This window comes from Pantoea ananatis LMG 2665, assembly GCF_000710035.2.
Taxonomy (GTDB): domain Bacteria; phylum Pseudomonadota; class Gammaproteobacteria; order Enterobacterales; family Enterobacteriaceae; genus Pantoea; species Pantoea ananatis.
Map to the genome: position 1 here is coordinate 161,776 of NZ_JMJJ01000006.1, position 13,473 is coordinate 175,248.

Consider the following 13,473-nt stretch of genomic DNA (forward strand, 5'->3'; position numbering starts at 1 on the left):
TTGCCAGACGCAAACCGCGTCTTACCTGAAACCGCTTGCGGCCATCGCTAACGTTGTGTCGAGCATTCGGTTAGCAAAGCCCCATTCGTTGTCACACCAGACCAGGGTTTTGATCAGATGCTGACCGCTGACCCGCGTTTGTGTACCGTCCACAATGGCACTGTGCGGATCATGGTTGAAATCTACTGAGACTAACGGCAATTCTGTATAGTCAACTATACCACGAAATGCCCCTTCTGCCGCGCTTTGCAACAAGGCGTTAACCTCACAGGCCCGAACGGGCTGGCGCACGGAAACGCTGAGATCAATGGCCGTCACGTTGATCGTCGGTACGCGAACCGCGATGGCTTCGAAGCGATCGTTAAATTTCGGAAAAATACGCGCAATACCTGCCGCCAACCGGGTATCCACCGGGATGATAGACTGACTGGCCGCACGCGTACGGCGCAGATCGCTATGGTAGGCGTCAATCACCTGCTGATCGTGCATCGCCGAATGGATAGTCGTTACCGTCCCCGACTCGATACCAAAAGCGTCGTCCAGTAGCTTAATCACCGGAATAATGCAGTTAGTGGTACAGGATGCATTAGAGACAATACAGTCCGTTTGTTTCAGTTCCTGCTCGTTAACGCCATACACCACGGTTGCATCAAGATCGTTCCCCCCTGGATGGGAAAACAGCACTTTCTTCGCTCCTGCACGCAGATGGGCTTCGCCGTCATCACGGGAACCGTAAACGCCTGTGCAGTCCAGCACCACGTCAACGTTGAGCTCGCCCCAGGGCAGTTCGTCCAGTCCGGCACGATGCAGAATACGGATAATATCGTCTCCGACCCACAGCTGATCCCGCTCCTGACGCACATCCAGCGCGAAACGCCCATGACTGGTATCGTACTTTAGCAGGTGCGCCATGCCCGCAGCCTCAGCCAGTTCGTTAACTGCCACCACTGTGATCTCCGCGCGGCGCCCCGTTTCATACAGTGCACGCAACACGTTGCGCCCAATGCGACCAAAGCCGTTTATCGCTACCCGAATGGTCATCTTTCTCCTGCCAAACCAGACTGAAAAAAAGGTGCAGATAGCCTGAGCGTTTCACTGCATTTTGTACAGGAGATTCTTAGCCCGACCGCAGGCAAAGCAGCCTAAACTGAAACGGTTCAGCTAGGATAATAGAAGGAAGGAATAACGGGAATGATTGCGATCAAGCGGACTGCGTATTTTTGGATCTACATCACAAAATTACGCAAAAAATCGCTATTACTACAGGAATAATTTTGTCGATAAGGGGGCAAACTGCGCCCCCTTTCATCTGGGTTCAGACGAGCCTTCACTCGCCTGCGCCCTTCTGTCAGGCCAGCAACGCTTTTGCTTTCGCTACCACGTTGTCTACCGTGAAGCCGAATACTTCAAACAGCTTCTCAGCAGGCGCTGACTCACCAAAGGTGGTCATGCCGACGATAGCGCCGTTCAGGCCGGTATATTTGAACCAATAGTCTGCAATACCCGCTTCAATGGCAACGCGAGCGGCAACGGCCTTCGGCAGGACAGATTCACGATATTCAGCAGACTGCTTGTCGAACGCATCCGTTGATGGCATGGAAACCACGCGAACCTTACGGCCTTCATCGGTCAGTTTCTGATACGCAGCCACAGCCAGTTCAACTTCTGAACCGGTGGCGATCAGAATCAGCTCTGGCGTGCCCGCGCTGTCTTTCAGCACATAACCGCCACGGGCCACGTTTGCCAGCTGCTCTGCGGTACGATCCTGCTGCGCCAGATTCTGACGAGAGAAGATCAGTGCGCTTGGACCATCTTTACGCTCAATCGCATATTTCCACGCCACTGCTGATTCCACCTGATCACACGGACGCCACAGGCTCATGTTTGGTGTGGTACGCAGGCTCGCCATCTGCTCTACCGGCTGGTGCGTCGGGCCATCTTCGCCCAGGCCAATAGAGTCGTGGGTATAAACCATAATTTGACGGATTTTCATCAGCGCGGCCATACGGGCGGCGTTACGTGCATACTCAACAAACATCAGGAAGGTCGCGGTATAAGGCAGGAAGCCGCCATGCAGCGCCAGACCGTTGGCAATCGCGGTCATACCGAATTCACGCACGCCGTAGTGAATATAGTTGCCGGCAGCGTCTTCATTGATGGGCTTAGAGCCAGACCAGATGGTGAGGTTACTGGGTGCCAGATCAGCCGAACCGCCCAGATATTCTGGCAGGATTTTACCAAAGGCTTCGATCGCATTTTGTGAGGCTTTACGGCTGGCGATTTTCGCCGGATTAGCCTGTAACTGCTCGATAAACTTCTGCGATTCCTGCTGCCAGTTAGCCGGCAGTTCGTTGCTCATGCGGCGCGTAAATTCTGCAGCCAGCTCTGGGAAGGCACTGGCATAGGCCGCGAATTTCGTGTTCCACGCATCCTCTTTCGCCTTGCCTACTTCCTTAGCATCCCACTCAGCATAAATGTCTGAAGGAATAACGAAAGGCGGATAGTCCCAGCCTAACTGTTTGCGGGTGAGCGCAATCTCGTCATCGCCCAGCGGTGCGCCGTGTGAATCGTGGGTCCCCGCTTTATTCGGTGAACCAAAACCGATCACAGTTTTGCACATCAGCAATGACGGCTTGTCGCTCACCGCTTTCGCTTCTTCAATGGCTTTCGCGATGGCGTCGGCATCGTGACCGTCAACGCCGCGCACCACATGCCAGCCGTACGCTTCGAAGCGCTTCGCGGTGTCATCGGTGAACCAGCCGTCAACATGACCATCGATGGAGATACCATTGTCATCATAGAATGCCACCAGCTTGCCCAGCTTCAGCGTACCCGCCAGCGAGCACACTTCGTGTGAGATGCCTTCCATCATGCAGCCGTCGCCCATAAAGACCCAGGTATTATGATCTACGATCTCATGGCCCGGACGGTTGAACTGTGCTGCCAGCGTGCGCTCCGCAATGGCAAAACCTACGGCGTTAGCGATGCCCTGCCCCAGCGGACCGGTCGTGGTTTCCACGCCCACGGTATAGCCATATTCAGGGTGCCCCGGCGTTTTAGAATGCAACTGACGGAAGTTTTCCAGCTCGCTAATCGGTAAATCGTAGCCGGTAAGGTGCAGCAGGCTGTAAATCAGCATCGAACCGTGACCATTGGACAGAACAAAACGGTCGCGATCGGCCCAGTGTGGGTTGGTTGGGTTATGATTGAGATAGCCGCGCCACAAGACTTCGGCGATATCCGCCATGCCCATCGGGGCACCCGGATGTCCCGATTTAGCTTTTTGCACTGCGTCCATACTTAACGCGCGAATGGCGTTGGCAAGATCTTTACGAGAGGGCATCTTCTACTCCAGTTCGGATTAATGATTTGCGCCTTAACCTGTTGTAATTAATCAGCTATCGGGCAAAGCACGGGGAAAAGTTTCACCACAATGTACATGAAAAACGGGGCAAAAGTAATGTCGTAAAACGCTAAATGTTCCCGCTTCGTCTGGCTTTTCCAGTCATGTCTGCTAGCAAAAAGGTTTATCACCAACTATAACCTGTTGGTTAAACCACCTTGTAGGGATTCAGGTGTTTGTTTTTTATCTTGTTACTTATGGGACGACAGAATGAAAATTCATAAAACGGCACTGGCTCTGGGCCTGGTTGCGCTGCTTAGCGGCTGTGAGGGTGTAAATAGTAATGGTCTGCTGCAATCCGGCGCACAGGCATTTCAGGCTTACACGTTGAGCGATGCTCAGGTCAAGCAGCTTAGCGATCAGTCCTGCGCCCAAATGGACAAAGAAAATCAGGTCGCGCCAGCTGACAGCGAGTACCAGCAACGGCTGAATAAAATCGCTGCGGCACTGGGCGACAACATCAATGGTATCCCGGCTAACTACAAGGTTTACCAGACCAAAGACGTTAACGCCTGGGCAATGGCCAATGGCTGCATCCGCGTTTACAGCGGACTGATGGATATGATGACCGACAATGAAGTCGAGGCGGTACTGGGCCATGAAATGGGCCACGTTGCGCTGGGTCATACGCGCAAAGCGATGCAGGTCGCCTTCACCACAACGGCAGCACGCACCGCGGCGGCATCGGCTGGCGGTATTATTGGTTCGCTGTCACAGTCGCAGTTGGGTGATATGGGTGAAAAATTAGTAAATGCCCAGTTCTCGCAGACGCAGGAGACTCAGGCTGATGACTACTCATACAACCTGCTGAAAAAGCGCGGTATTGATCCGGTCGGGCTGGCAACCAGCTTTGAAAAACTGGCAAAACTGGAACAGGGCCGTCAAAGCTCAATGTTTGACTCGCATCCTGACTCCGAAGCGCGTGCGCAGCATATTCGCGATCGCATCGCCGCAGACGGCAAGTAAGTCAGAATCAGAGGGATAACCCTGAGGTTATCCCTCTGTCGCATCAGCCTTTATTCGCTGCCTGAACGTGCAACATGTCCAGCGCCAGCGTAGCGGCGGCAAGTGCAGTCAGATCGGCGTGATCGTAACCCGGCGCGACTTCCACCAGATCCATCCCCACGATATTCATGCCCTGTAAACCACGAATCAGTTTAGTGGCTTTATCTGTGGTTAAACCGCCAATGACCGGCGTACCGGTGCCCGGCGCATGCGCAGGATCCAGACAGTCGATATCAAATGTCAGATAAACCGGAAGGTCGCCGACGGTGCGCTTAATTTCCGCCAGAAGATCGTCCACACTGCGGTCGTTAACCTGAGCAGCATCCAGCACGTTAAAGCCCAGGCTTTTGTCGAATTCGGTACGAATACCGATTTGCACCGAGTGCTGAGGATCGATGAGCCCCTCTTTCGGTGCGGTAAAGAACATGGTGCCATGGTCAAACGTTGGACCATTGGAGTAGGTATCGGTATGGGCGTCAAAGTGCACCAGCGCCATTTTACCAAAGTGCTTCGCATGCGCGCGCAGCAGGGGAAGCGTGACGTAGTGATCGCCACCAAAGGTCATCATGCGTTTGCCGTTCGCCAGCAGTTTCTCTGCATGGGCCTGCAGCTTGTCAGACAGATCCTGTGAATCACCAAAGGCGTAAACCAGATCGCCGCAGTCCACCACGTTCAGGCGCTGACGCAGGTCAAACTCCCACGGCCAGCGGCAGCCTTCCCAGGCGAGATTGGTCGAAATCTGGCGGATAGCGCCAGGGCCAAGACGGCTGCCTGGACGGCCTGAGGTCGCGGCGTCAAAGGGCACCCCGGTGATCACCCACTCTGCGTCGCTGTCGTAAGGCTGGAAATTAACCGGAAAACGCATAAAACCAAAGGCGTTAGAAACCAGTGAATTGTCGTACTGATTGCCGAGGGTATTGTACATAAGTCGTCCTCTGTCTGTGCATGAGGCGGGCCTGGGGCGCGCACCATGAAGGTTGAGATAAAAAAAATCCCCTCCGCGTCGTTAGGCCCGACGAGGAAGGGATGGGTTGCTGCCGATTATCAACAATGTCCCGACCCGCTGCAAGCGCTTCGCGGGGCTTTATTCGTCTTCTAAATAGGTGTAGCCATACAGACCACTTTCGAACTCCTGCAGGAACTGCTCACGCAGTTCGTCATCCAGTTCAGAGGTCTGAATCTGCTTACGGAACAGCGTCATCAGTTCGTTCGGATCGAGCTGAACATACTGCAGCATGTCGGCCACGGTATCGCCCTCATCCGACAGTTGAACCTCCACCTCGCCATTCTGGAAGGCAAACACGTCAACCGCTTCGGTGTCACCAAACAGGTTATGCATGTTACCCAGGATTTCCTGATAGGCGCCGACCATAAAGAAGCCGAGCATCGGTGGGTTGTCCACGTCGTACTCCGGCATCGGCATGGTTGTGGCAATACCATCACCATCAACATAGTGATCGATGGTACCGTCAGAGTCACAGGTGATGTCCAGCAGCACGGCACGACGTTCCGGCTTTTTATTCAGGCCTTCCAGCGGCAGCACAGGGAACAGCTGATCGATGCCCCATGCATCCGGCATGGACTGGAACAGCGAGAAGTTAACGTAGATCTTGTCCGCCATGCGCTCCTGCAACTCGTCGATGATCGGACGGTGCGCGCGGTTGCTGGGATCAAGATGCTGCTGAATGTAGTGACAGATGCTCAGATAAAGCTGTTCTGCCCAAGCGCGCTGCTTCAGGCTGTAGGTACCGGATGAGTAGCCTGTATGGATATCAAACAGGTCCATCTGGCTGTCGTGCAGCCATTCACGCAGCGAACGACGCGTGTCCGGCTCGTGCATCTCCTGCCAGGTTTCCCACATGCTCAGGATAGGACGCGGGGCATCCTCAATCTCTGGCGCTTCTGGCTTACTGAATTCGTTACGCTCAACGCCGATGATGTTAGATACCAGCACCGTGTGGTGAGCTGTGACTGCGCGGCCGGATTCGGTAATCACCGTTGGGTGCTCAAGTCCATGCTCGTCACAGGCTGCGCCAATTCCCCAGATCACGTTATTGGCATATTCATTCAGTCCGTAATTGACCGAACAGTCGGACTGCGAACGGGTACCTTCATAGTCAACGCCCAGGCCGCCGCCAACGTCAAAGCACTTAATGTTGACGCCGAGTTTTGCCAGTTCCACATAGAAGCGCGCAGACTCACGCACCCCGGTCGCGATATCGCGAATGTTAGACATCTGCGATCCCAAATGGAAATGCAGCAGCTGCAGGCTGTCGATCCGACCCGCTTCACGCATGATTTCAACCAGCTTGAGTACCTGCGTTGCTGACAGGCCAAATTTAGATTTTTCGCCGCCGCTCGACTGCCACTTACCAGAACCCTGTGAAGCGAGACGTGCACGAATGCCCAGACGCGGCACCACATTCAGGCGCTCGGCTTCTTCCAGCACCATGCGCACTTCGGTCATCTTCTCCAGAACCAGATAAACCTTGTGCCCTATCTTCTCGCCAATCAGCGCCAGACGAATATATTCACGATCTTTGTAACCATTACATACAATAACCGAACGAGTCTGACCGGCATGAGCCAGTACCGCCATCAGTTCGGCTTTTGAACCGGCTTCCAGACCCAACGGTTCGCCAGAATTGACCAGGGATTCGATGACGCGCTTATGCTGGTTCACCTTGATGGGATACACCAGGAAGTAATCACCGGTGTAACCGTAAGACTCACGTGCGCGTTTAAAAGCAGCGTTTATTGAGCGCAGGCGATGCTGAAGAATCTGAGGGAAACAGAACAGCGCGGGCAGGCGTTGGCCCTGGGCCTCGCGTTCCTTAACCAGCTTAGCCAGATCGACACGCACATCCGGACGATCCGGATCGGGGCAGACGCTAATATGACCCAGTTCATTGACGTCATAGTAGTTATTGCCCCACCAGGCAATGTTGTAGGTCCGCAGCATCAGGCTGGCGTCCTGATCGTTCATCGCCACCTCCTGCATTGAGCGGAGTGCACCTTGTTCGCCAGCTGACGAACCCTTGATATTCTTCATGCCGTCAGACATCGCGAACCTCAATTTTCCGTTGAAAGATAATAATGTAAACCGACTTGAAGGTCGGGAGTCTGGAAATTCGTTGCCACATATTACGTCATGCTCTGTCTGCGTTGCGAACCTGCACGATGCATCACTGTAGTGTTAAGTGTAAAACACTCAGCCGCGTCAGGTACAAAAGGGCCGCGAATAATTCACGACGCTCACCGCCTGGACGATATAAACCGCTATCGCGTCAGAGGTTAACCAGCGCTTGTGTCGGGATAATTACCGAAACCAATAAAATGTCGGCAGAAGAGAAATAAGGACGGGAAACAGGATAACGCCAGCGCCGTGCCAGCACGCGAAAAGGCCGGGAGAGAGAAGATAAGGCTCATTACTCGTATCACCTCCGCACATGTCCTGGACATGTGGAAAACCACCTGGGTGAAAGCCAGACAGCTGTCTGACGGGCGCGACGCGGTAAGCGCGTCATCCTTTTTGCTGCTGAGAACGCAGCGGCGTTTTATACATTTTGCGCCTAAAAAAAGCAAAGAGATTATTTGCTTAATGCACGCGCTGTCAGCAGGATTTTCCACTGCTGCGCGTAAAGTTAACAGTGCAACATCAAAAAGGGCTGGTAATTCGCTCACCGCGTAACCTAAAATAGACGTCCAGATGGTTTTCCATCTAAACAGGTTAATATCCAGGCGGAGTTGGCCTGCGTGCTGACACTACCTGACTGCTCACGGCTTTGCCTTAAGGGGCGTTAAGTCAGCTAATACTCACTTGCGCTATGCAGTCGAATTCAAACCATTGGTAAGGTAAAGAACATAATGGCTAAACATCTTTTTACATCCGAGTCCGTATCCGAAGGACATCCTGATAAAATCGCCGACCAGATTTCTGATGCTGTGCTTGATGCGATCCTGGAACAGGATCCCAAAGCGCGCGTGGCCTGCGAAACGTACGTTAAAACCGGTATGGTTCTGGTTGGCGGTGAGATCACCACCAGCGCCTGGGTTGATATTGAAGAAATCACTCGTAATACCGTACGTGAAATCGGCTATGTTCATTCCGATATGGGCTTTGATGCCAACTCCTGCGCAGTATTAAGCGCTATTGGCAAACAGTCTCAGGATATCAACCAGGGCGTTGACCGCAGCGATCCGCTGGAACAGGGTGCGGGCGATCAGGGTTTGATGTTTGGCTATGCGACAAACGAAACCGACGTTCTGATGCCAGCCCCGGTGACCTATGCGCACCGTCTGGTTCAGCGTCAGGCCGAAGTGCGTAAGGACGGCACGCTGCCATGGCTGCGTCCGGATGCCAAAAGCCAGGTGACCTTCCAGTACGACGACGGCAAAATCGTCGGTATTGATGCGGTCGTTCTGTCAACTCAGCACAGCGAAGCGATCTCACAAAAAGATCTGCAGGAAGCGGTGATGGAAGAAATCATCAAGCCCGTCCTGCCTGCCGAGTGGCTGAGCGCATCCACCAAATATCACATCAACCCAACGGGCCGTTTTGTTATCGGTGGCCCAATGGGTGACTGTGGCCTGACCGGTCGCAAAATCATTGTTGATACCTACGGCGGTATGGCACGTCACGGCGGTGGCGCCTTCTCAGGCAAAGACCCGTCAAAAGTTGACCGTTCAGCCGCCTATGCCGCCCGCTATGTTGCAAAAAACATCGTGGCAGCGGGTCTGGCCGATCGTTGTGAGATCCAGGTTTCCTACGCCATCGGTGTTGCCGAGCCGACCTCCATCATGGTCGAGACCTTTGGCACTGAGAAAGTGTCTACTGAACAGCTGACCTTACTGGTGCGCGAGTTCTTCGATCTGCGTCCTTACGGCCTGATTCAGATGCTGGATCTGCTGCATCCGATCTATAAAGAAACCGCTGCCTATGGCCACTTTGGTCGCGAACATTTCCCTTGGGAAAAAACTGACAAAGCAGAACAGTTGCGTGAGGCTGCGGGCCTGTAAGCCTGAAAACGTCTCAAAAAGCCCTGCCTCGCGGCGGGGCTTTTTTTTTCTTTTTATTCCTCTCGGGCCTTCAGTTTCCCCCACCTGCACATTTTTTTAACTCAGCTACACTTTCTCTCAGCCTGTGCTCAGCTAATGTGTTAACGATTACAATTTGAAACGCTTTAGATATCGGCTATTTAGGAATTTATCGCCGTAGTTATTCTTCCTAAAATGCGTTATTTTCAGCGTCATCTGATAGGCGTTAAACAGGGCATTGTCAGAAACTTCGAGGGTGCTATACCTCACTGGTTACTTGACCTTTCTGGGTTATAAATGCTGGATTTCAGGGTTTCAGCAAGTGTAAGCGATTACATCAATGTGATCGGGCTCACTTTTTGCCCAGATAAGGTTTTTTAACATCGATAACAACAATGATGGATAATTTTGGAGGCAACCATGCCTGGCAATTCACATAAAAGCAGAACCTCAAATAAGGCAATGACCTTATTTGTCTGCTTTCTGGCAGCCCTTGCAGGCCTGCTGTTTGGGTTGGATATCGGCGTTATCGCCGGTGCACTGCCCTTTATCGCGAAGGACTTTAACGTTACGGCACACCAACAGGAGTGGATTGTCAGCTCAATGATGTTCGGGGCGGCCATCGGTGCTATCGGCAGCGGCTGGATGTCATCGCGTCTGGGGCGTAAAAAAAGCCTGATGGCTGGTGCGATCCTGTTTGTTATTGGCTCACTGTGGTCAGCCATGGCACCTAACCCAGAAATGCTGATCAGCGCACGCGTGCTGTTAGGCCTGGCGGTCGGTATCGCCTCTTACACTGCGCCGCTCTATCTTTCTGAGATTGCGCCTGAAAAAATCCGCGGCAGTATGATCTCGCTTTATCAGTTGATGATTACCATCGGTATTCTGGGTGCGTACCTTTCCGATACCGCGTTCAGCTTCACAGGTAACTGGCGCTGGATGCTGGGCGTGATCACCATTCCTGCCCTGCTGCTGCTGATCGGCGTGTTCTTTCTGCCAAACAGCCCACGCTGGCTGGCGGCGAAAGGAAACTTCCGTGATGCGCAACGCGTACTGGATCGCCTGCGTGATACCAGTGAGCAGGCGAAGCGCGAGCTGGATGAGATCCGTGAAAGCCTGAAGATCAAACAGTCAGGCTGGGGATTATTTACCAGTAGCAGCCACTTCCGTCGTGCGGTGTACCTGGGCATTCTGCTGCAGGTGATGCAACAGTTTACCGGCATGAACGTCATCATGTATTACGCACCGAAAATTTTTGAGATTGCGGGTTTTGCGAATACCACCCAGCAGATGTGGGGAACGGTGATTGTCGGCCTGGTTAACGTACTGGCAACCTTTATTGCTATCGGTCTGGTGGATCGCTGGGGCCGTAAGCCTACCTTGATTCTGGGCTTCCTGGTGATGGCAGCCGGTATGGGCGTTCTTGGCACCATGCTGCACATGGGCATTCATTCACAAGGTGCGCAGTACTTTGCCATTGGCATGCTGCTGATGTTTATCGTGGGCTTTGCCATGTCAGCCGGTCCGCTGATCTGGGTTCTGTGTTCTGAAATTCAGCCTCTGAAAGGACGCGATTTCGGTATCACTGTTTCAACCACGACTAACTGGATCGCCAACATGATTGTCGGCGCAACCTTCCTGACCATGCTGAATACGCTGGGCAATGCGCCGACCTTCTGGGTCTACGGCCTGCTCAACGTCTTCTTCATCGTCCTGACGGTGATGTTGATTCCCGAAACCAAAAACGTTTCGCTGGAGCACATTGAACGTAACCTGATGGCAGGTAAAAAGCTGCGCGATATCGGTCAGTAAGCCCTCCTCAGTATGTCCCCTAGAGCCAGTCAAGGTAAGCTGACTGGCTTTTTTCTTGCCGCTTTCCCCACAACTGACAACGAAAAATATCCTACCGTTTCAACGCCCAGACCTTGCCGTTACTGGCTTACACCTCCCCGCTTCGCTTTTCTTTCATTAAAGTCGAAAAAATATACGCCGATAAATTACCTGACGTTTTCATTATAAAAAGCTTTTTTCAGACTTCGCGTTGACCAGGAAATAGCATGAACAATACCAGCCCTAAAAAGACGATGAGCACCCGTGCTCAGATGCTGCTGGCAGGCGGAATGACGATCGTCGTGGGGTTTACTGCGACCATCGGATTACTCAGTTGGCAGTCCTCGAAAGAACAAAAATCTCTTGCCGCTAACTACCTGCAGCAAATTGCTGCTAGTCACGCCGGGCAAATTCAGCAGGAACTGACGCATGCATTGGATGCCGCTCAAAACCTGGGGCAAAGCCTTGCTGCCCTGCCTGCAGCAGGGATAAATGATCGTAAAGTTGCCGACAAGCTGATGGAATATGCATTGAATAAAAACCCTGACTTTGTGTCGATGACCGTAGTGTTTGAACCCGATGCCTTTGATGGCCGTGACAGTGCCTTTGTCGGGCCGCAGGGAACGCCACCGGGTGGTCGCTATGCCTGGTATGTTGACCGGGACAAAGACGGGCGCTACAAAATGAATCCGGCACTGGACTTTCTGCAGCCGGGGGCCGGTAATTACTATTTACTGCCGAAAGAAACGCAAAAGGACACCCTGATTGAGCCTTACAGCTTCGCTTATGATGGCGCAAAACCAGAGTGGTTAACCTCGGTGGCTACCCCTGTTATGGTCAATGACAAACTGAAGCTGGTTGTCAGTTCCGATATCCTGCTTTCCGCCATCCAGAAAAAAGTAAACCAGATCAAACCCTGGCACGAAACCGGCTACGCGCTGCTGCTTTCGAACAGCGGCAACGTGATTTCCTCCCCCAATGCAGGTGAAGCCGGCAAAAAATGGCAGGGAAACAGCAACAGCTACCGTACGGCAGTGACAGAACAGTACGATCCCGTACTGAAAGAAAATGCCATGTACACCTGGTACCCGATAAGCGTGGGCAACAACACGAAACCCTGGTATGTAGGGATTGTGGCACCCGTCAGCCAGGTAATGGCGGCGGCTGACAAGCAGCTTTACTGGGCTATTGCGCTGATGATTGTCAGTATCCTTTCCGTGGGGGCCGTGCTGGGTCTGTTATTCAACCGTAAAGTGATGCGTCATCTTGGCGGTGAACCCGAAGAGGCGGCGCGCATTGCGCTGGCCGTTGCTGAAGGTCAGTTAAACAATGGCATTCAGGTTGCGCCAGGCGACAGCAGCAGCCTGTTTTATGCCCTCAACACCATGCAGACACAGTTGCAGAGCATTGTGGGACAAATCAAAGACGCCAGCACCTCGGTCCAGCAGGGAGCGGGCGAAATTGCCGGTGCAAACCTCAACCTCGCCTCACGCACCGAGGAACAGGCTGCGGCACTGGAAGAAACTGCCGCGAGCATGGAGCAGATTAGTGCAGCTATCCGCATGAACGCGGATAATGCACAGCAGGCAACGAGCCTGACTGAAAATGCCACGCGCATCGCCAGCCGGGGGGAAACCCTGGTCGATCAGGTGGTCACTACCATGGCGCAGATTGATGAAAGTTCAAAGAAAATCGGTGATATCACCACGCTGATTAACAGCATCGCGTTTCAGACCAACATTCTGGCACTTAATGCTGCTGTTGAAGCTGCACGCGCAGGCGAACAGGGGCGCGGCTTTGCGGTCGTAGCCGCCGAAGTCCGGAATCTCGCGCAGCGGACAACCAGCGCCGTGAAAGATATTTCCGCCCTGATTGAGGAATCAGTTGTTCGGGTTGAAAATGGCGTTGTGCTGGTCAACGATGCAGGCAAAACCATGCATGAGATGACAAATGCCGTTTCATCAGTGCAGCGCATCATTGGTGAAATCGTTGCTGCATCCGATGAGCAAGCCCGCGGTATTGCGCAGGTGACCATCGCGGTCAATGAAATGGATGGCACGACCCAGCAAAACGCTGCGCTGGTTCAGCAGATGTCAGCGGCGTCCAGCTCACTTGAGGATCAGGCGCAGCAACTGGCTCAGACAATAAGGCAGTTCCATTAAAATAATGTCATGTCTGCCCGTCGGGTTCGGCGGGTA

The 13,473-nt window shown here is 53.2% G+C and carries 8 protein-coding genes; 4 read left to right on the forward strand and 4 right to left on the reverse strand.

Annotated features, from left to right (window positions below; translation table 11 throughout):
* Positions 1 to 21: 21 nt before the first annotated feature.
* Positions 22 to 1,041 carry an erythrose-4-phosphate dehydrogenase gene (epd, locus tag EL29_RS14260; RefSeq protein ID WP_013027076.1) on the reverse strand — a complete coding sequence of 340 codons (1,020 nt, stop codon included), beginning with the start codon at positions 1,039 to 1,041 and terminating at the stop codon, positions 22 to 24.
* 307 nt (positions 1,042 to 1,348) lie between these two features.
* A complete protein-coding gene (tkt, locus tag EL29_RS14265; RefSeq protein WP_013027077.1) occupies positions 1,349 to 3,343 on the reverse strand; it encodes a transketolase in 1,995 nt (664 codons plus the stop codon).
* A gap of 270 nt (positions 3,344 to 3,613) precedes the next feature.
* On the opposite strand from tkt, the gene loiP reads away from it, so the two are divergent.
* Positions 3,614 to 4,369, forward strand: coding sequence for a metalloprotease LoiP (gene loiP / locus EL29_RS14270; RefSeq protein WP_014594506.1), 756 nt, complete (start codon positions 3,614 to 3,616; stop codon positions 4,367 to 4,369).
* 43 nt (positions 4,370 to 4,412) lie between these two features.
* On the opposite strand, the gene speB is transcribed toward loiP, so the two are convergent.
* On the reverse strand, positions 4,413 to 5,333 hold the full coding sequence (gene speB / locus EL29_RS14275) for an agmatinase (protein ID WP_013027079.1): 921 nt from the start codon (positions 5,331 to 5,333) through the stop codon (positions 4,413 to 4,415).
* Positions 5,334 to 5,492: 159 nt separating this feature from the next.
* Positions 5,493 to 7,472: a biosynthetic arginine decarboxylase gene (gene speA / locus EL29_RS14280; protein WP_014594507.1), complete on the reverse strand. Its 1,980-nt coding sequence runs from the start codon at positions 7,470 to 7,472 to the stop codon at positions 5,493 to 5,495.
* Positions 7,473 to 8,275: 803 nt separating this feature from the next.
* Between speA and metK the strand changes: the two genes are divergently transcribed.
* The 3 genes from metK to EL29_RS14295 all read left to right on the forward strand — a co-directional run bounded on the left by metK (position 8,276) and on the right by EL29_RS14295 (position 13,437).
* Entirely contained in the window at positions 8,276 to 9,427 is a 1,152-nt protein-coding gene (gene metK, locus EL29_RS14285; protein ID WP_015699581.1) for a methionine adenosyltransferase, read from the forward strand.
* Between the two features lie 438 nt (positions 9,428 to 9,865).
* Entirely contained in the window at positions 9,866 to 11,257 is a 1,392-nt protein-coding gene (locus tag EL29_RS14290) for a sugar porter family MFS transporter (RefSeq protein ID WP_014594508.1), read from the forward strand.
* A gap of 245 nt (positions 11,258 to 11,502) precedes the next feature.
* Positions 11,503 to 13,437, forward strand: a complete 1,935-nt coding sequence (locus EL29_RS14295; RefSeq protein ID WP_013027083.1) for a methyl-accepting chemotaxis protein — start codon at positions 11,503 to 11,505, stop codon at positions 13,435 to 13,437.
* Positions 13,438 to 13,473 lie beyond the last annotated feature (36 nt).

Bases quoted from the DNA above. Each gene is read 5' to 3' on its own strand.
- epd (WP_013027076.1), bottom strand. From the start codon at position 1,041: ATGACCATTCGGGTAGCGATAAACGGCTTTGGTCGCATTGGGCGCAAC.
- tkt (WP_013027077.1), bottom strand. From the start codon at position 3,343: ATGCCCTCTCGTAAAGATCTTGCCAACGCCATTCGCGCGTTAAGTATG.
- loiP (WP_014594506.1), top strand. From the start codon at position 3,614: ATGAAAATTCATAAAACGGCACTGGCTCTGGGCCTGGTTGCGCTGCTT.
- speB (WP_013027079.1), bottom strand. From the start codon at position 5,333: ATGTACAATACCCTCGGCAATCAGTACGACAATTCACTGGTTTCTAAC.
- speA (WP_014594507.1), bottom strand. From the start codon at position 7,472: ATGTCTGACGGCATGAAGAATATCAAGGGTTCGTCAGCTGGCGAACAA.
- metK (WP_015699581.1), top strand. From the start codon at position 8,276: ATGGCTAAACATCTTTTTACATCCGAGTCCGTATCCGAAGGACATCCT.
- EL29_RS14290 (WP_014594508.1), top strand. From the start codon at position 9,866: ATGCCTGGCAATTCACATAAAAGCAGAACCTCAAATAAGGCAATGACC.
- EL29_RS14295 (WP_013027083.1), top strand. From the start codon at position 11,503: ATGAACAATACCAGCCCTAAAAAGACGATGAGCACCCGTGCTCAGATG.